Origin of the sequence: Pedobacter duraquae (assembly GCF_004362245.1) — a bacterium.
GTDB lineage: Bacteria > Bacteroidota > Bacteroidia > Sphingobacteriales > Sphingobacteriaceae > Pedobacter > Pedobacter duraquae.
In genome coordinates this window covers 85,745-105,102 of sequence record NZ_SNWM01000001.1, presented here as the reverse complement: position 1 = coordinate 105,102, position 19,358 = coordinate 85,745, and the positions used below count along the sequence as shown (strand labels likewise).

General features: G+C 40.4%; 17 protein-coding genes. 12 read left to right on the top strand and 5 right to left on the bottom strand.

Annotation, left to right across the window (positions count from 1 at the left end; translation table 11 throughout):
* The first annotated feature begins 11 nt into the window (after positions 1 to 11).
* From CLV32_RS00525 to CLV32_RS00515, 3 genes are all read left to right on the top strand, one after another.
* Positions 12 to 1,793, top strand: a complete 1,782-nt coding sequence (locus CLV32_RS00525) for a RagB/SusD family nutrient uptake outer membrane protein (protein WP_133551377.1) — start codon at positions 12 to 14, stop codon at positions 1,791 to 1,793.
* Positions 1,794 to 1,904: 111 nt separating this feature from the next.
* Positions 1,905 to 3,146, top strand: coding sequence for a C4-dicarboxylate transporter DctA (gene dctA / locus CLV32_RS00520; protein ID WP_133551376.1), 1,242 nt, complete (start codon positions 1,905 to 1,907; stop codon positions 3,144 to 3,146).
* Positions 3,147 to 3,216: 70 nt separating this feature from the next.
* The gene (locus CLV32_RS00515) at positions 3,217 to 4,143 is read left to right on the top strand and encodes an alpha/beta hydrolase (RefSeq protein ID WP_133551375.1); all 927 of its coding nucleotides are present in this window, start codon (positions 3,217 to 3,219) and stop codon (positions 4,141 to 4,143) included.
* Between the two features lie 80 nt (positions 4,144 to 4,223).
* Here CLV32_RS00515 and CLV32_RS00510 read toward each other — a convergent pair whose 3' ends face one another.
* Positions 4,224 to 6,650, bottom strand: coding sequence for a TonB-dependent receptor (locus tag CLV32_RS00510; RefSeq protein ID WP_133551374.1), 2,427 nt, complete (start codon positions 6,648 to 6,650; stop codon positions 4,224 to 4,226).
* 169 nt (positions 6,651 to 6,819) lie between these two features.
* Here CLV32_RS00510 and CLV32_RS00505 point away from each other — a divergent pair, with 169 nt between their 5' ends.
* The 3 genes from CLV32_RS00505 (at position 6,820) to CLV32_RS00495 (ending at position 9,958) form a co-directional block, all read left to right on the top strand.
* Complete coding sequence (locus CLV32_RS00505; protein ID WP_133551373.1) at positions 6,820 to 8,010, top strand: hypothetical protein; 1,191 nt, start codon at positions 6,820 to 6,822, stop codon at positions 8,008 to 8,010.
* A 156-nt stretch (positions 8,011 to 8,166) separates the two neighbouring features.
* Positions 8,167 to 8,964, top strand: coding sequence for an SDR family oxidoreductase (locus CLV32_RS00500; RefSeq protein ID WP_133551372.1), 798 nt, complete (start codon positions 8,167 to 8,169; stop codon positions 8,962 to 8,964).
* Positions 8,965 to 9,043: 79 nt separating this feature from the next.
* Positions 9,044 to 9,958: a helix-turn-helix domain-containing protein gene (locus CLV32_RS00495; RefSeq protein ID WP_133551371.1), complete on the top strand. Its 915-nt coding sequence runs from the start codon at positions 9,044 to 9,046 to the stop codon at positions 9,956 to 9,958.
* A 105-nt stretch (positions 9,959 to 10,063) separates the two neighbouring features.
* On the opposite strand, the gene CLV32_RS00490 is transcribed toward CLV32_RS00495, so the two are convergent.
* Together CLV32_RS00490 and CLV32_RS00485 are read right to left on the bottom strand one after the other, a co-directional pair.
* Positions 10,064 to 10,267 (bottom strand): hypothetical protein, encoded by a 204-nt coding sequence (locus tag CLV32_RS00490; protein WP_133551370.1) that lies wholly within the window; start codon positions 10,265 to 10,267, stop codon positions 10,064 to 10,066.
* 28 nt (positions 10,268 to 10,295) lie between these two features.
* Positions 10,296 to 11,303 (bottom strand): SDR family oxidoreductase, encoded by a 1,008-nt coding sequence (locus CLV32_RS00485; RefSeq protein WP_133551369.1) that lies wholly within the window; start codon positions 11,301 to 11,303, stop codon positions 10,296 to 10,298.
* A 319-nt stretch (positions 11,304 to 11,622) separates the two neighbouring features.
* Here CLV32_RS00485 and CLV32_RS00480 point away from each other — a divergent pair, with 319 nt between their 5' ends.
* Positions 11,623 to 12,783 (top strand): peroxiredoxin family protein, encoded by a 1,161-nt coding sequence (locus tag CLV32_RS00480; RefSeq protein ID WP_166641847.1) that lies wholly within the window; start codon positions 11,623 to 11,625, stop codon positions 12,781 to 12,783.
* Between the two features lie 47 nt (positions 12,784 to 12,830).
* Here CLV32_RS00480 and CLV32_RS00475 read toward each other — a convergent pair whose 3' ends face one another.
* Entirely contained in the window at positions 12,831 to 13,532 is a 702-nt protein-coding gene (locus tag CLV32_RS00475) for a DUF3667 domain-containing protein (protein ID WP_166641846.1), read from the bottom strand.
* Between the two features lie 367 nt (positions 13,533 to 13,899).
* Between CLV32_RS00475 and CLV32_RS00470 the strand changes: the two genes are divergently transcribed.
* The 5 genes from CLV32_RS00470 to CLV32_RS00450 all read left to right on the top strand — a co-directional run bounded on the left by CLV32_RS00470 (position 13,900) and on the right by CLV32_RS00450 (position 18,316).
* Positions 13,900 to 14,706, top strand: coding sequence for an SDR family oxidoreductase (locus tag CLV32_RS00470; RefSeq protein WP_133551366.1), 807 nt, complete (start codon positions 13,900 to 13,902; stop codon positions 14,704 to 14,706).
* Positions 14,707 to 14,781: 75 nt separating this feature from the next.
* Positions 14,782 to 15,693, top strand: a complete 912-nt coding sequence (locus CLV32_RS00465; RefSeq protein ID WP_133551365.1) for a helix-turn-helix domain-containing protein — start codon at positions 14,782 to 14,784, stop codon at positions 15,691 to 15,693.
* Positions 15,694 to 15,740: 47 nt separating this feature from the next.
* Complete coding sequence (locus CLV32_RS00460; protein ID WP_133551364.1) at positions 15,741 to 16,079, top strand: nuclear transport factor 2 family protein; 339 nt, start codon at positions 15,741 to 15,743, stop codon at positions 16,077 to 16,079.
* Positions 16,080 to 16,091: 12 nt separating this feature from the next.
* On the top strand, positions 16,092 to 16,412 hold the full coding sequence (locus CLV32_RS00455; RefSeq protein WP_133551363.1) for a nucleoside triphosphate pyrophosphohydrolase family protein: 321 nt from the start codon (positions 16,092 to 16,094) through the stop codon (positions 16,410 to 16,412).
* 161 nt (positions 16,413 to 16,573) lie between these two features.
* The gene (locus CLV32_RS00450) at positions 16,574 to 18,316 is read left to right on the top strand and encodes an ABC transporter ATP-binding protein (RefSeq protein WP_133551362.1); all 1,743 of its coding nucleotides are present in this window, start codon (positions 16,574 to 16,576) and stop codon (positions 18,314 to 18,316) included.
* 29 nt (positions 18,317 to 18,345) lie between these two features.
* Here the strand turns inward: CLV32_RS00450 and CLV32_RS00445 are convergent, their stop codons facing one another.
* A complete protein-coding gene (locus CLV32_RS00445; RefSeq protein WP_133551361.1) occupies positions 18,346 to 19,287 on the bottom strand; it encodes a helix-turn-helix transcriptional regulator in 942 nt (313 codons plus the stop codon).
* Positions 19,288 to 19,358: the final 71 nt, after the last annotated feature.

Sequence of the window (19,358 nt, the reverse complement as noted above, 5' to 3'; positions counted from 1 at the left end):
AACACAAAAACATGAAAAAGCTTATATATATATTGCTTACGCTCTTACTTGTCGTTTCATCAGAGGGGTGTAAAAAAGATTTTTTGGAGGAACAACCTCGTGACAACACCTATGCAGAAAACCTGTTGGTAGATTACACCGGTTTTAAAACTATGGTAGTAGCCTTGCAGGGTATGATGCGCCATGAATACCGCCGTGTAGATGCCTTCGGCGGCTTTGGCAGTCTGCCACTCGTGCAACAAAGTATGTGGAGTTGTGGTGTAGATAATTCCTGGAGCAACAACTCACACAGTTCTTTCAAGTTCATGTACTATCCGAAAAACATCGACCAGACCGATGCCGAGCCTTTTAAGGCGACGTTCGAATGGTTGTACAGAATGGTTACCACATCAAATATGATTATCACCCGGGCAGAATCGCCGTCTGTTAACTGGGCAGGTGGCAGCAAGGATGAAATTGTAGCTACGGCCAGGTTTTTCAGAGCCTGGGCTTACAGACACCTTACACTCTCATTTGGAGCGGTTCCTTTGGCTACAGAGGAAATTAACGGTGTAAACTACCGGAAGGACTGGGACAGGAATTCTGTAGCAGAAATCCGTGCGGTGATGGAGCAGGATCTTAAATTTGCTGCTGAAAAATTACCGCTCCGCGCAAGTTCAAACACCAGTGTTTCTGGTGCCTTGGCAAGACACTACCTTGGCGAACTTTATCTGGCAATGGATAAACCACAACAAGCGAAAGATGCTATGCAGCCCCTGGTTGAAGGATCGGCTTACCGCTTGATGACAACACGTTTTGGCACCAACGCATCAAAACCAGGTTGTGCTTTTATCGATGTATTCCGCTCGCCGTTTTTCTCTCAGGGGAATCAGGAAGTGCTATATGCTTTTGTAAATACAGAACCTGAAATTGAATCGCACGGAACCTCTGCTATCTATATCAGGAGCACCTATAAGAATTATTATTCAAACGATGTGGTAATCAGGAGTGCTAATTTAAAGGCACCAGAATATGTAAATGGCACAGTAACCCTTCCACAAATGTTCTGGCTGGTTAACGGCGGAAAAGGAGCGGGACGCTGCGTACCGTCATTAGGTGCCATCCGTCTCTATAACTATAAAAATCAGGGTACCGTAGATGACCGTGCTTCAGACTACAGTATGGTATGGAAAATCTACGAAAAAAATGCCAGTGGCAATATTGTGGAGTTCTTATCGAATGGAAAAACACCGATCGATACAACATTGACCAGCACGATGACGGATGACAACCGTACTACCATTCAGAATTACAAATGGCCCACAACCCGTAAATGGGAGTATACACAGACTATTGCCTCCAGAGGGGATGCTGACGAATCTTATAACGATGTATCTTATTTGAGGCTTGCAGACACGTACTTGTTATATGCCGAGGCTTTGTTCAAACTATCAGACGTTGGCAATGCGATCAGCTGGATCAATAAGGTTAGAAATCGCTCAAACGCGGTATCCATCACAGCAGGGGATTTGACTGCAGGTGGAATGGATTTTATTCTGGACGAAAGAAGTCGTGAATTGCTTTCTGAGGAAGAACGCCGGCATACATTAATGCGCGTAAGTCAGGAAAAAGGCGGCGATGAACGTGCTGTAGACAATTTTTTCAAACGTCGGATGCGGAAATACAATGAGATTGCGGGGCGCAATGCAAGAGGGATGAACGATTACGAAACACCAGTATTATTTCCACTCCCACAAGATTTTATGGACTCCAATACCGGACGAAAACTTAAACAGAATCCAGGTTATCATTAGGAAGATATAAACATCGGGAATGGTTTATTGATCATTCCCGACAAGCATAATTAGCGGTTCTGGAGATCATATTTGCTAAAGCCGAGAAAGACACATATTAAATTTAGTTAAGTGAAGTATTTAAAAACACTATATATACAGGTATTAATTGCCATTTTACTCGGAATCCTGACCGGCTATTTATTTCCAGGATTTTCGCCTACAGCAAAACTGATTAGCGACACCTTTATTAATGGGATCAAAATGATCATTGCCCCGGTCATTTTTCTGAGTATTGTAATCGGCATTGCCAAGGCCGGAGACATCAAGATGGTTGGTAAGATGGGGTTAAAGGCGATTATATACTTTGAGATTGTTACTACCATAGCCATTGTCATCGGCTTGGTTACAGCAAATGTGATCAAACCTGGAGTAGGGATAGCGCAGCCTACGGTGTCAGCCGTACAGGCAGTGCCTGCTACTGAAATCGATTGGAAAGAATTTATCGCCCACATTGTTCCCGGTAATATTGTAGAGGCATTTGCGAAGGGCGAAATTGTCCAGGTCTTATTTTTTGGGATTCTGTTCGCCATTGCTTTGAGCAAAATGAAGGGCGAGGGGCTGAGCATCATCGCCGGATTTGAAAAGATCAATAAAGTGCTCTTTAACATCCTGCACATAGTAATCAAAGCGAGTCCGATAGGTGCATTTGGCGGAATGGCTTACACGATTGGTAAATTCGGGTTTGGTACATTGGCTATATTGGGGAAGCTGCTCATCACGTTTTATGTAACCGGGTTGGCTTTTATTTTCATTATCTTATATCTGATCCTGAAATTAAATGGATTCAGTTTATGGAAGTTACTTACTTATATCAAATCAGAACTACTGATTGTATTGGGATCGAGCAGTAGCGAAGCTGTTCTTCCAAATATTATGGAGAAACTGGAAGCCGCTGGTTGTGACAAGAGTGTGGTTGGTCTGGTTGTGCCGGCTGGATATAGTTTTAATTTGGACGGAACAAGTATTTATCTCAGTTTAGCTGTAGTGTTCCTTGCCCAACTGTTTAACGTAAACCTATCCCTTTGGCAGGAAATTACCATCATCGGTATACTGATGTTAACGAGTAAGGGGGCTGCCGGCGTTACCGGAAGTGGTTTTTTAGTATTGACTTCTACTTTGACGGCGTTAAAGATTATTCCCTTGGAAGGACTTGCGCTGTTAGTGGGTGTAGACCGTTTCATGAGCGAGGGGCGGGCGCTGATCAATGTTATTGGTAATACAACAGCTACGTTAGTGATTGCCAAAAGTGAAAAATTGATTGATGTAAAAAAATATCTAGCGCTTGTAGAACCGGGTAACAAGCAATCCTAAGTATTTTTACGAGCATTACAGGCGCTGTTTTAAAAGTTAGAATTTTTTAAATTAAAATTATTTGAAGAATATGAGTGTGAAAAAGTATATGGTTATTATGGGTGTTTGCCTGTCCTTGAATGCCAGCGCACAGCAGGAATTTAATTTGTACACGGGTAAAATTCCCAATTCTAATGGCTGTGCGATCAAGGAGGAGTGGAGTGAACCAGCACAAGGGCGTGGGACAGTTAAAAAGGTAACCGTGCCTACCTTAAAAGTTTTTATACCTGAAGGTAACGGAAAAAAACGCCCCGCAGTTATTATTTGTCCTGGAGGCGGCTATCAGAACCTCAGTATTTTTGATGGGGGGTACGAAACGGCAAAAGAACTAAACAAAGCCGGTATCGTAGCATTTGTACTTAAATACCGTCTATCCGACTCTTTGTGTAACACCAATAATGGCATAGTGGCGCTTCAAGATGCGCAACAAGCGATGTATACCATAAGGAAAGATGCGGAAAAATGGAATGTCGATCCCGATAAAATTGGATACGTAGGCTTTTCAGCAGGGGGCCATCTGACTTTGATGGCAGCAACGCATTATATGGATAGCCAAATTAACAATGCGGGGATAAGTTTACGTCCGGATTTCACTGTTGTAGCGTACCCTGTAATCAGCTTTACAGATTCATTAACCTCAGCAAAGTCAAAGACAAAATCCAATCTGCTTGGTGAACAAGTATCCAAGGCACAAATCAAATGGTATTCGCCAGAATTGAATGTGAATAGTAAAACGCCGCCTTGCTTTTTGATCCATGCATCTGATGATGAGACTGCCTTAGTAGAAAACAGTTTGGTTTATTATCAGGCTTTGCACCGCAATCATGTAGCAGCTAGTATGAAGATCTACCAAAAAGGGGGGCATGGTTTTGCAAACTATAATAAAATGGAGAACGATCATTGGATTCCACAAGCAATTAGTTGGCTGGGGTTGAACAATTTTCTTGTTAAAAATTAATTAAAAAAGCATCAGGGCAATAGCCCTGATACTTAACATTTTCAGTTGTTTTAAGTTGCTACAACTTAAGCAGGAGCGGTTTAGTAATTAATTGTGTAGGTTATATTATACGTACGGCCTCTGCCAGCATAATAAAATGTTTCCTTTTTAGCTAAAGCTGCATAGAGATATTGTGAACGCTGACTCCAGATCGTTTGGTAATCTTTATTCAGGAGGTTTTGAACACCGAACGATAAACTTCCGGTAAATAGTTTTGCAGAGGCTAACAGATCTAGTGTCGTATATCCTTTTAATTGATGTTCAATTAATTTGCTGTCAATTCCTTTAGAATCAAACGAGTGGAAAGCCTGTGCTTTTAAACCGAATACTTTATCTGTGTAACCGATATATCCTGCCATTTTTGATGGGCTGGCAACAGACACATCCTGCAGAGACCAGCTACCATCGGTATTTTCTTTTTGCGTTTTGATATACAATCCGTTTACACCTGCTTCAAAACCGCTTTTTAAGTTTAATGATAGTGAACCCTCAATTCCTATATTTCTTACATTCTCATCAAATACTTCAATATTGAAGGTGCTATTTGTTTTTACGTTTTTATCTGATAAAGCATAAAATCCAGCAACCTGAGCATTGAAGATTCCTTTACGGTACCGATATCCTGCTTCATACTGTTCTGTCTTGATTCCTGTTAACGGGTTGTTGTCAACATTAATGGAATTGACCAAATTATAGTTTGTTCCTGCCAAAGTATAAGTTCCTTGTCCGTAATACTTTGCCGGATCTGCGAGGTTAAATCCTTGAGAGAAGTTAAACCAAATCTGTTGCGGCTCACTGATTTTAAGTACTAAACCACCGTTAAGCAGGTTCACATCATAGTGGTTTTCGCCGCCTGGTATTGCGGTTGCTGATCTGCCGACACCATAAGCGATGGGCACAGCTGCATTAACACCAACAAAATCGTTTACTTTAACAAACATCCTTTGTTGACGAACACCGCCTGATAATGTCAGGAAATCAGTTACCTTAACCTGAGCTTGTGCAAAGCCGGATAATCCGTTTACTCTGAAGTTGGGATAACGGCCTATGGTAGCCACCTTGGTATTGTTTAAACCTCCAGAACTGAAAGCTTTTGTTCTGTCAAACAACACTTGTTGCGCATCAAAACTCTCGTTATCGGCATCTATACCATAAGTTAAGTTTAGTCTGTCCCAGTCTTTGTTCAGCACTAACTTTAAAGCTTTGTAATTGGTGTTCTGGACAGAAGAACCGCTGTATAAAACACCGGGTATTGCAGCCTGCCCTGGGAATGCGTGAAAGCTAAACTGCTCGTTGCGTGCAGCTGCCTGAACGTATAGGGTTTGACCACCTAAAATCTCACTTGCCTGGTAATTCACATTAATATTTGCCCTGCTTGTTTTTGGGTTGACATCAGATGTGTAGCCGTTTCTCATTTCTAAGAGAGTGGGATTAGACAGCAAACCACCATAATTTGCACCTAAAAAGAGATCTTTGTCGCCACGGAACCCAGAATTGAAATACTGCGCATTAACAGTTAATTTTTGAAAATCTGTTAATTTAAACTCGGAACTTCCAAAGAGGTCAAATGATTGGTTGTATTGTAGGTCGGTCTGAGTGATGTCAGTAAAAATCTGTTTTCCATCTGCACCGTACGCCGCATTATTTTTCTGGAAAGCCATGCCAATTCTTCCATTCCAATCTTTATTTCCACCGGAAATAGATTGCGCTACACGAACATCATGGTCGCTATTTTCCTTTAAACCACTGCGAACACCCATTTGTGTGGTGAAGCTTGGTTGGCTATTTTGTCCTTTTTTTGTGATGATGTTGATGATACCGCCAGTTGCCCCACCACCGTAAACTGCGCTGGCACCGGATAGAACCTCAATACGCTCAATATTAAATGGATCTATGGATTCGAATTGCCGACTAACTCCACGTGTACTGTTTAGCGATACACCATCAATCATTACTAAGGCATCCCTACCACGTTGGTTTTGACCATAGTTCGTACGACCTTCAGGACCTGCATCTAAACTCGGGATTAGTTGTGCTAATGCTTGCTTAAAAGGAACTCCTGCTCTGGCCTGTTCCTGAATTTTAGCTCCATCTACTACCCAGACGGTTCCAGGTATTTCGCTGATTTTTGTCGGTTTACGTGATGAAACAACAACAACCTCCTGCATATTTGCAGTAGGACTTAAATTGATTGTTAGGTTAACTGTTTGGTTTTCTACCAGGTTTACCTTTTGTGTTGTGGTAATGTAGCCCACATAACTTACCTGTAACTGATAAGTCCCTGCCGCTAATTTAAGTTCAAAACTACCGTCTGATGCTGCGGTAGTGCCGTCACTTTTACCTTCGACTTTAATATTCGCACCAGCTAAAGGTGCAGTTTCACCGATTACCTTTCCGGTAATTGTTTGGGATCTGCTTGTCAGGCTAAATCCACAGATTAGAATAGCAATTAAGTATAGATTTTTCATTAAAAAATATTATTTACGCAAAGCAATACTTTATTTAGATTAATTACAAATAAAAACCGCAATTTCTTTTTATTAATGATAACATATTGTTTTTGTGATAAATGATATATATCTACATTAGGATGCAACTACTTTTGTCAAAAAGCATCTGTTACTGAAATTCAAAATCATGTGGAAAATCAAAATTTTTATCGTTATTATCCTTTGTGACATTACTGCTTATTGTCAGGAAAATCCGATAAAAGATGCCACTTACCATTTTACGATACAGAATGAGGTATTTATTGGCAATGGTGCAGACACACTAAAAAAATATATTCAGAATGCTCAGTTTTTCCTCCTCGGCGAAGAACACAATATGAAAGAGCTTCAAGATTTCACAATATCTGTGATTCCATTTTTGAAGACTAGCGGATATGATAACCTGGCGCTTGAGATCGGTCCTATAGCGGCGAGGAAACTACATTCTTTATATCTTAATAAACAAGGTCTTATTGATTTCAACAGCAAATATTTCAAACATGTCCAGGGCGCGCCATTTGGTTTTTTCAATGGTAAGGAAGAAGAGCGATTTTCTAATAAGGCCTTCGAAGAAGGTTTCAATATATGGGGAATAGATTTTGAAAATTATAATTCATCTCTTTTCATCCTTGATGAACTTTTTGACCAATCAAAAAAAAGTACCGAATTGGATGATCTGTACAAAAAGTGCCAGCAGGTTATTGTAGATAGTTATAAAAAGGATAAGGCGGATAATACACACATTTTAGCTACAACGCTTATCAACTCAGAACCGATCAAAGCTTTTTTTAAGAAAGTAAATACGGGTCCAAAAATTGCCGAAATCATTAGGCAACAGGTTCTTTCCTGGGAAATATATGAACAGGAAAGTAAGAACAACTGGTACCCAAGGGTTGCGAATATGAAAGAAAATTTCGCTGCGAACTATAAGAAGCTGCTAACAAAACGAACGCAACCAAAGGTGTTCGTCAAGCTGGGTGCAGTTCATATTGCCCGTGGCACGAGTTCAAGTGGATTTCAGGAATTAGGAAATATGGTGTATGAACTCTCTAACTTTAATGGTACGAAAACCTTTTCTGTAATCTCGTTCGCCAGGTACCGCATTAATTCTAAAGGAGAAATATTGGATCTGCTCGAAAAAGATGATGCGGAACTCCTGGAATTTACATCAAATGACTCCTGGAGTGTTATCGACCTGGCCAGACTTAAGAAAGAGATGGAGCAGGGGAAGATAAAGCTTTCTATAGAAATGATATCCTATGCTCAAAAGTTTGATATGATGCTCATCCCCCCAGCAACAAAATATATGGAGCCAAATTTCAACGTCAGCGATAAATAGATCATGTTAAGCTTGCCATTTTTTAGTTAACAGCACTCAAAATAGACATATAAAGTCAGCTGTCGGCTTATCAGTTTGGCTACAACATGCGCCGGTTTCGCTACATATTCTTCATTGAACGTGCAGACATTTGTATCTAAATATTTAAGAGACAAAATGAAAAAGACAATTTTTATAACGGGTGCATCTGCAGGAATAGGAAAGGCGACAGCAAAACTGTTTGCAGAAAAGGGATGGAACGTGATTGCGACCATGCGTAAGCCAGAAAACGAAAAAGAACTGAACTTGCTTGACAATGTAACCCTACTTCCACTTGACGTTACGAATGTAGATCAGATTAAAGAAACTGCACAAAAAGCACTTACATTGGGTGATATAGATGTGGTGTTTAATAATGCCGGTTATGCATTACTTGGCGTTCTGGAAGCCATTACAGACGATCAGTTAGTTGCGCAAATGGAAACCAATTTCTTTGGTGTAGTGCGGGTAACACAGGCTTTTATCCCTTACTTTCGTAAGCGGGGTTCCGGGATTTTCATCACCACTGGATCGTCTGCCGGCTTAATGGGATTCCCGATGAGCTCGATGTATGATGCAAGTAAGTTTGCACTAGAGGGATGGAGCGAGAGCCTTTCTTATGAGTTAAATGAAGTTGGTATTTCAATTAAAACCATTGAGCCGGGCTTGGTTGCAACGGATATAGGAGATAGGTCTGTGTTTGTTTCCCATCCGGCTTACGAAAGTTTGATGGGCAAATTTATGGCGCTTATTGCACACGGAGAGGATGTAACTACAGCAGCGGAGATCGCAGAGGTAGTTTATGGAGCTGCAACAGATGGTAAAAACACCTTGCGCTATGTATGTGGAGAGGATGCTAAGGCTTTGTATGGACAACGCCTGGCTGAAGGCGACGAGGCTTTCAGGGATAGTATTAAGAAAATGATGTCTATCTAATCAATTGTGGGTTAATAGAAATGACATTGCCGGTAGATATTTATTGTGATATTTACCGGCAGTATCAAGAGGTTTGATCATGGAACAGAGAAATAAAATAAGGGTCTTTCACGCTATAACAGAAATGCAGCGCGTTTTTGGGTTGCCGGAGCCTATGCATCCGCTGATTAGCCTGCTTGATTACGGCAAAGTAGAGATTACGAGAGAAATGTTGGCAGAACCTTTTGTGATGGACTTTTACAACATCACGTACAATAGATCTGCAGGCTGCAGAATGAGGTATGGACAAACTACGTATGACTTTCAAGAAGGGGGGATGTTTTTTACTTCGCCCGGTCAGCCTTTAACAGGTATAGAAACTGCTGCGGCTAGTTCTGGTTTTACGCTGCTGGTCCATCCCGATTTTTTACGCAATTATACGCTTGACACAAAAATAAAAAACTACGGGTTTTTCTCATATGCAGTAAATGAATCGCTTCACCTTTCCACGAAAGAACAAGCAATTATCAGTGCGATAGGGAAAAGTATAGATGAAGAACTGGAAACAGCTATAGACGACATTACACAGGATGTACTAATCTCCCAGATAGAGTTGCTACTCAACTACAGTCAGCGGTTCTACAAACGTCAATTCATTACCCGCAAGCCGATCAATAGCGCCTTACTCGAAAAACTGGATGGGATCCTGGATGCTTATTTTACAGAAAAAACGGCTTTGATGCAGGGGCTGCCTACCGTTCAGTTTCTTGCCGATGAACTGAACATCTCGCCAAAATATTTAGGTGACATGTTGCGTGCGCTTACTGGCCAGAATACCCAGCAGCATATTCACCATAAGCTACTGGAGAAAGCTAAAGAAGTATTGACTATCAGCAACCTGACCGTAGGTGAAATTGCTTTTCAACTAGGGTTCGAGCATCCGCAGTCCTTCAGTAAATTTTTCAAGTCAAAGACTAACTTTTCCCCACTGGAATTCAGGGCGAGTTACAATTAGATGCAATTGTGTATTAAAATATAAAATGAGATTGTAAGCACCGCAGGTGAGTACAACCTGCGGTGATACTATGAACTGAAATGGGCATTGAATAAATCCATCAGGTTATTGCTCATCAGCATCCTCATTTCCTGAAGCATTACCTGCTAAATCGCCGGAAATCTCTTCAGGATCATCTGTTTTTTCTGTGTTTTGCAAATCAGAGGTTCCTTTTCCTTCTGATTCACTCACGGGACCGTCGGATGGCAAAGATGTATGATTCTGTTCATCCCAGCGATTAGACTCTTGTTTCTTTTGCTCGTGTTCCATAATTATCAGTTTTATGATGAATAAAAAATTAAGGCTGCCCACCACCGCCTGCAGATCCGTAAATCTGACCAGTTGCGTAGCTGGCGTCGCTCGCGGCGAGTTGTACGTAGATGGACGCTAGCTCCGCAGGCTGACCAGGTCGGCCAAATGGAGTGTCGCCGCCAAAGTTTTTAAGTTTTTCCATCGTTGCTCCACCGCTTACTTGTAATGCTGTCCATATAGGACCTGGAGCAACTCCGTTCACGCGAATTCCTTTAGGTGCAAGTTGCTTGGACAGCGACCGCACAAATGCTGTATTTGCGGCCTTGGTTTGGGAGTAATCAAATAGTTCGGCAGAGGGGTCGGTTGCCTGTACAGAGGTAGTCGAGATGATTACCGAGCCCGGTTTTAAATGAGGTAACGCAGCTTTGGTAATCCAAAATGGTGCATAGATATTAGTCTTCATTGTGGCATCAAAATCTTCAGCACTGATATCAAGGATAGACGGCTTTGTTTGCTGCCGACCTGCATTGTTTACCAGGATATCCAATCCACCAAGACCTTTTACGGCATCTTCTACGAGTTTTTTACAGAAATCTTCACTACGCAGATCACCGGGAATTGCAACGGCTTTACGACCGGCCTTTCTAATTAGGTCAACAACTTCCCTTGCATCTGGTTCTTCAGCAGGCAGGTAATTGATGGCCACGTCAGCACCCTCTCTAGCATAAGCGATTGCAGCAGCTCTTCCCATTCCAGAGTCGCCCCCAGTAATCAGTGCTTTGCGACCAGTAAGTCTCCCTGATCCTTTATAGGACGACTCACCGTGATCTGGCCTCGGATCCATTTTACTGACCAGTCCAGGCCATGGCTGAGATTGCTCTTTGAAAGGTGGCTTTGGATATTTCATAGTGGGATCTTCCAGCGGTAGATGCATGGCATCTTCAGGAGAGATGGCCGAATAGCCAAGCACAGGGGATACCGCCATCGCGGCAATTCCTGCTCCCAATCCGCCGATTACCGTTCGGCGACTGATTTTGTTTACTTCGCTATTCATAGGATAGATTTGTTTAAAAATTATTATTGTTATGATAGTTGTAGTTAGATTTTCTGTTAAATCCAATGCATCAATATGCCCGGTTACTTCAGCAGATAATTCCTTATTCTTATCTTTTTCATACGCTGCGGCTTTATTATGAAAATCTGAAATGCGGAAATTTGTTTTACAAAAATGATTTACAAGTAAAAATACCGACCTAACGTATAAATAACTGAGCGTGACGTAATATTGAATTTAAAACAGTGATAATGCAAGGGGTGGGGCACAGTTAAACTGATATATTTTCGTTATTTTTATGGTAAAAAATTGCGAAACATTGAATACTACAATTAAATTATTGCTATGCATTGTTCTTTGTCAGTGCAGTTTAACTGCAACTGCTCAAATTAATATTCTTCAAAATTCGATTGACAAGCTCGCTGGCTATACTAATTTTAGTTACGACTATGTTTACAAGCAGAAGGAGGCATTTGGTGATACGTTGATCCTAAATCAACGATTTGAGTTATTAAAGAAACCGGAAGATAAAGAAATAGGTTATTTTTTCAGGCAAGAGCTAAAATATGGTGGTATGAAAATCCCTACTGTATCGCTTTATAATGGGAAAAACCTAACTACATTAACACCAGATAGCACTTACTCTAGCCAGGGATCACAAAAAACCACTTTTAATGAATCATTGCTCGCTGAACTAAGTTGGATAAAAACATTTGCAGAAAAACAACCATCAAAGTTTATACAATCAGGCGACACCGTCATTAATTCAATTAAAAGTTATCATTTAATTCTTTCTACGCGAGATACAGTTGTAAACAACGCGCATGTTTATACACGAATACATCTGTTTATAAACAAAATTACAGGCCTGCCTGCCGGAAAACTGATTCGCTCAAGAAGCGCTGATTTTGGAAAGGAAATTACGGACTACTATGTAGAATTTAGCTATTTCAACTTCAAGACAGATTTGAATACGATCAACACAGCTTATTTTGCTATGCCGGAGGGATATCATGTTGCCAAGAAAAAATCCCCTGAGGAAACAGCGCCATTGCAACAAGGCACGAAAGCACCAGATTGGACATTATCTGATTCTGATGGTAACAAGGTCTCGCTATCGCAGCTCAGAGGTAAAGTTGTATTATTGGATTTTTTCTTTGTTGGCTGTGTTCCGTGTTTGAAAACACTGGCCCCTTTGGATAAACTTTATGAAAAGTATTCGAAGGGTAAACTGGCGATATTAAGCATCAGCATCAGAGACAGCAAGAAGTTAGTCGCAGAATATAAAGCAACTCAGCGTATAAAAAACCAGGTGTTTCCTGATGGCGGAAACGTGGCGAAATTGTACCATGTAAATTCATTTCCAACAGTTTATATTGTTGATAGAGACGGAAAGATTACAAATGTAGTGAGTTACTCCTCGGACGACTTTGAAAAAAAGATGTCTGGTATAATCGATGGGTTAATCAAGAAATCATAGGTCCGGGAGATGAAAACAATATCTTTTAAGCGGGCTAAGCAGAATTATCAGTGAACTTTCAATAGGTGGAAAACATACGCTAATAAGGTTAATATCAGCTGAAAAGACAAAGCTCCGAGTACGCAGCATATTATTGCTTTACCGTAATTGATTAATTTTTTTTCGCCAAAGAATTGTCCGATTGACCAGAAAATGTAAAAGTACGATGCGAAAATCCCAATTGAAATTATCAGTTTAGCTTTAAGCAATACTGAAATCAAAGTAAATAAACTAATGATCAAAAGTCCCTGACCGACCGAGTAGCATAATAGGACTGTGATTTCATAGACGTTGTATCTATGCTTTTTAAAGAATAATGTGGTCCATAACGCAATAAAAAAACCAGTAATAAGGGAAGTATAGGCAATATGACTGTTTGTCCAGTCGCTAATGGCTTTCTTGTCTAAAAATTCGTCAACGCCATCAAGTTTTTGCTTTACTGAGAAGAAGACATATTCAATGTGAAAAAAATGAAAAACGAGCGTGAATATTGTTCCCGAAAGTATTAAGAAGATCAGCGGTTTTGTAACTTTGGTTCTGTCGTCCAGAATAAAATTTCTCACCAATTTTCCTGGCCTTAAAAACAGTTGTTTTACAGTGAATAAAAAGCCACTTTCAATATGTAAAAGATGTGTTAGTTCGTGAATAATATACGATGAATTAATACGTTTCGGCTTGTTGGTCTCGTTTAGATGATCGACTTCTTTCATTTTAATTTTCAGTCTGCGTTTTTTTTTTTCATAATTTCTGCTGGCTTCAAAATACATGCAATCTAATCCATCGAGTGTTGGTTGCTGTTTATCAAAGACTTATTTGCATTACATAATAATAGTATATTTTTCGTGACTTATATTGGCGCTTAACCCTACGTAAACGCTTAAAATGCTTAGAATTTCGAATCGGGTATACTGCATAAAATTAGTGCAGCAAGATATAAATTTTATTGAGAGAATACATTATCCGCAGACCAACAATTCGTTGTACGGCTCGTAGTTTTGGCTACTATTTTTACCATTTCAGTTAATCTTGCCGCTGAGCGAAACCTGACTTTTGTATCGAACAATTAGATATAAAACTATGCAAAAGACAATTTTTATCACGGGAGCTTCGTCAGGATTAGGTAAAGCAACAGCAAAATTATTTCATGCCAGCGGCTGGAAAGTAATCGCTACTATGCGAAATCCAGATCGAGAAACAGCGCTTACTGAGCTGGCCAATGTAATGGTATTACCGCTCGATGTAACCGATACACAACAAATTCGAAAAACAGTGGCTGAGATTTTAAAAAACTATTCGGTGGATGTCGTATTGAATAATGCCGGTTATGGTTTGATTGGGCCATTGGAATCATTTACCGACGAGCAGATCCAAATGCAGATCCAAACTAATTTATTCGGGGTTATCAACGTTACCAGGGCGTTTTTACCGGATTTCAGGGAAAAGCAGCATGGGATGTTTATAAATATTACGTCCACTTTTGGATTGCTCGGATATCCTACCTGCTCAATTTACAACGCAACCAAATTTGGCGTTGACGGCTTTTCCGAAGGTCTGGCTACTGAGCTGGCGCAATTTGGGGTCAAGGTGAAGGTGGTTGCCCCTGGTGGAATGCAGACTGACTTTGCTGGCAGGTCTATGCAAGGAGGGATGCACGATGGGTATCAGCAACTTGTAGCCAGGGTAAGTGAAGGATACAGCGCTGAGCGGGTCTCAAACTATACAAAGGCAGAAGATGTGGCCAAGATCATTTATGAGGCAGCAACAGACAAAAAAGATCAATTAAGGTATATTGCAGGAAAGGATGCCATCGCGCTATATAATGAACGCCTTGAACTGACACCAGAAAAACAATTTCAAAAAATAAGTGCACAATTCCTTTTTTAATTGCGGTTGATTCTTGTCAACTTCTCGGGTTCCCGACTTGAATTACTCTTTATAAATTGGTTAAATTTGTTGATAATGAAAAGGCAACCGGTTATCTTTAATTCCTTATCCCAATTGCATAAAGCTATGGGGCAGAAGGCTCCATTGCATCCCTTAATTAGTATAATGAACTACGGGGAGGCAAACTTTGATCCAGCGGATTTCGAACACGGTATCATTCTGAATTTTTATAAAATCTCCTTTAAAACCAGTTTTTCCGGAAAATTGAAATATGGACAGGGGTTTTACGACTTTGAGGAGGGAGGTATGTCTTTTATAGCTCCCGGCCAGTTACTCAGGATGCAGGATGAGGAGGCTGATTATAGCGGTATGACGCTTCATATCCATGCCGATTTTCTGCGACCTTATCCGTTGAACTCAACCATCAAACAATATGGATTTTTTAGTTATTCAGCTGCCGAGGCACTTTATCTTTCGGAAAAGGAAAAGGCTACAGTACTGAGCATCTACCAATTTATTCAAGATGAGCTTAATCAACGGATTGATAAATTTAGTCAGGATGTAATCATTTCACAGGTTGAACTATTGCTTAACTATGCAAATAGATTTTACGATCGCCAGTTTATTACCAGGAAAGCAATCAACAATGATGTTCTGGTAAACATGGAACAGGAACTGGAGTCTTATTTTAGTGAAGATAAGTCATTAATGAATGGGTTACCAACGGTTAACGCTATAGCGGAAAAACTGAACGTTACACCACGTTACTTAAGTGATCTATTGAGAAATCTTGTAGGGCTGAATACGCAGCAGGTTATACATGAGAAAGTAATTGAAAAAATAAAGGAATACCTGGCAAAAGATGAATTGACGGTTGCCGAAATCGCCTATCATTTAGGTTTTGAGCACCCGCAATCACTTAATAAATTATTTAAGCGTAAAACATCGTTGTCTCCATTGGACTATAAAAAAAGCTTAATGAGTTAGTACGGGAAGAATCCCTTCAAATGCATCAGCTGTTAACACATTAACAAATGAATATTCAAAATTTTATAACTGAATGGATTGCTGCAAGCAACGCGTTCCATACTGAAAAATATCTAGACTTCTATTTACCCAACGCGATCTTAGATGATCCGTCTGTAGGTATGAAGTTCAACGGCCGTCAGGGTATTAAGAAATATTTCGATAATTACTTTATTGGTTACAATACCCACACAGAACAAGTTAATATCATCATCAATGATCAGCAAAATATTCATCTGGAGGTAATATTTACGGGTGACTTCCCAGAGGGAAAAGTTGGTGGAACCTTTGATTTCAACTTTCGAAATGGCAAAATAGCTTTTGCCAAAGCAAACCTAATTCATTAATACATAAACAAAATGAGTAAAAACGATTTTGATACCATCATTCGCCGGGCTACAGACCTCAGAGCGAAATACCGAAACCTTGAATTACAACATCACGGCACTGAATGGACTGTGGAAGAAGATGCATTGGCCTATTTGACTGATGCAGGATTAGTTGGTCGCAATGTTATGGCGCAGCAAGAACGTTGGCCTAAAGCTAATGCTAAGGCAGATTTAGAGCATAAGTTAGGAGAAAATATTTGGTGGCTGATCGTGCTGGCCAACAGGTCAGGCATTGATATCAAGGAGGCGGTCGATAATTTTCTGAATAAGACCGAAAAGTTATTGGTTTAGAATGAGTTGGTTAATCTCTGAAGCCATAGATTGTCTATTAATCATCTCCGTCTCTCAAAAACGTTGAGCGTTTTTAATTTACACTTTCTTTGTGATTTAAATTGCACTATTCGAACCATTGTTCAAGGCCTGTGTTGTTAGCTGTGTAGATCTAATCCAATATGAAGATACTTTTCAGATACCTCAAGCCATATCAGTGGTTGATTGTTGCGTCGCTTGGCCTTGCCGCGTCGTCACAACTACTTAGTTTGCTTGATCCGGTAATTTTCGGGAAAATAATAGATGACTATTCAACGAACAAATTTGGATTAAGTCAACAGCAACTGATTTCAGAGGTAGTTTACTGGTTGTTAATTGCCCTTGGCATAGCGCTGGTGGCAAGGCTTTGTAAATCTGTGCAGGAATTTATCACCAGAAAGGCTGTTGCCGGTTTTGGCATGAGTATATTCAATGATGGATTGAAACAGACCCTTAGGCTAACGTTTCAGGAGTTCGAAGAAAATAGAAGTGGAACCACACTTTCGGTTCTGCAAAAGGTAAAAACTGACGCTGAAAGGTTCATCAATGCATTTATAAATATCTTGTTCTCTTCGTTAGTAGGTGTTGCTTTTTTACTTTGGTATAGCATCAACAAGAACTGGTTATTGGTTCCGGTTTTTTTTATTGGAGTTCTGGTATTAGGATCCCTCACTGGACTGGTCTCCAAAAGGATAAAATTTATTCAACGCTCGATAAACCGTCAGGCCGACAAACAAGCGGGGATTATCACCGAAAGTCTTCGGAATATTGAATTGGTCAAGAGCCTCGGGCTGACCTTCGCTGAGATTCGAAGACTTAATGAACAGACGAAAAAGATCTTCGACTTAGAAATGTTGAAGGCCAAGAAAGTCAGTTCACTTTCTTTCCTACAGGGTGGCCTGTTGATCTTACTCAAGCAATCAGTATTGTTTATCCTACTTTGGTTAATTTTTAGAGAGATCCTGAGCACCGGAGAGCTTATCGCGATGCAGTTTATTTCTACTGCGATATTTACACCCCTTCAAGACCTTGGCAACATGATTATCCTATATCGTGAAGCAGATGCATCTTTAAACACCTTTGATACATTAATGCGCAAGCCGATTGAGACACGTCCTGAAAATTCTATTGAGGTTGCGGATCTGGAAACATTAGAATTTAAAAATGTTGTCTTCCGGCACAAAACTGCTGGCTATAATGCAATTGATAATCTTTCGTTTAGTATCAGTAATGGGCAAACGGCTGCATTTGTTGGTCCATCAGGATCTGGCAAATCCACTTTGGTTAAACTCCTTGTAGGTCTTTATTTGCCCATTGAAGGCGAAATCTATTTCAATGGGATTTCCTCAAGTCTGGTCAGGTATAATCCCCTTCGCAGACAGATTGGATTTGTTACCCAGGAAACTCAACTGTATGCCGGCTCGATCAGGGATAATATGCGTTTCGTTAATCCTTCTGCAAGCGAGCAGGATATTGTGGAGGCACTTCAAAAGGCATCTGCGGCTGGTCTCATTGCAAAAGCGGCAAAAGGCATTGATACGGTATTGGGTGAAAGCGGAATGAAACTCTCTGGTGGTGAAAAACAACGTATCTCTATTGCCAGGGCGCTCCTTAGAAAACCAAGGCTTCTTATTTTTGATGAAGCTACTTCTGCACTGGATTCCATTACCGAGGAGGAAATCTCCAAGACGATACGTGATATTTCGGATAGGAGAGAACAGATGACAATTCTGATTGCCCATCGGCTTTCTACGATCATGCACGCGGATACTATTTATGTGCTGGAAAAGGGAAAGGTATCAGAGGTGGGAAGCCATGATTCCTTGCTGGAAAAAAAAGGTTTGTATTACTCCATGTGGAGGCAGCAAATAGGAGAGCGCAGATAGAGGAACAATAAGTTAGCTGCTAATAAGCTTCAGGCCCGACTATATTTCTTCGGCTTCATGCCTATATGCGCCTCAAAAAGTTTTGAAAAATGGCTGAGGTTGGTAAACCCAAGATGATACCCAACTGCTGCAACAGATAGCTTTTCAGTTTTCAGAAGTCGTGCGGCTTCTTTCATCCGGAATTGCTGGTAATAATTGAAAATGCTAGTACCAAATATCTGCCGAAATAACCTTTTCAACTTCGTTGGGCTCATCGCGGCCTGCATTGCTAAGTCTGCGATTACCGGAGCGGCCTGGATATTAGCCAAAAGCTGATCCCTTATTTGATAAATAACATGGATGTCTCTGTCATGTATTGGATAAAGTTCTTTTTCCTCTCGCTTGTCTAGCTCCATTAGCAGTCGGCAAATCAATTCTTCGGCCTTTACCCTTAAAAAAAATAAACGAAACGTACTATTACCTGCTGGTGTCAGGATTTCTTCAACCACTTTCAGCAAGGCTGGATAAATAAGTTGTTCAAAAAATAACGGCACAGACTCCTGCAATAAACTTTGTAGCACATGCGATCTTTCAGCGGGTTGTAAAAGTTCATTCAGGTAATGGATATCAACTTCTATATTAATTGTTTCGGTATTGCTATGGATTGTAAAAGCTTCTCCAGCAGCAATCCTTCTCGTAGCAATTAAAACTGAAGGTGTTTGCGACGGCTCACCTATTACCTTTGGAAAAATATTTTGAAATTTAAAAAAAAGCAGCTTTCCTGTGGCGAGTTCCTCTGGCTGTTCAAGCATTAAGTCTTCTTTCAGTTCGTAATCGCTGATCAGCAATCTGATATGCTCATTAAATACATAGCCAGCGCAATACCCTTTGCCGAATATATCAGGGATATCCAGCCTATTGTTTGTTAGATTTATCCCCAATGAATCTGCAAACTTGATCAGTACATTTGGAATGCTTTGCTGTTGTGTCATCACTATATTCAGTCTGATACGACTATTTTTGGGTCAAATCTGGTTATTTTATCTGTAAGTTCCTATTTAAT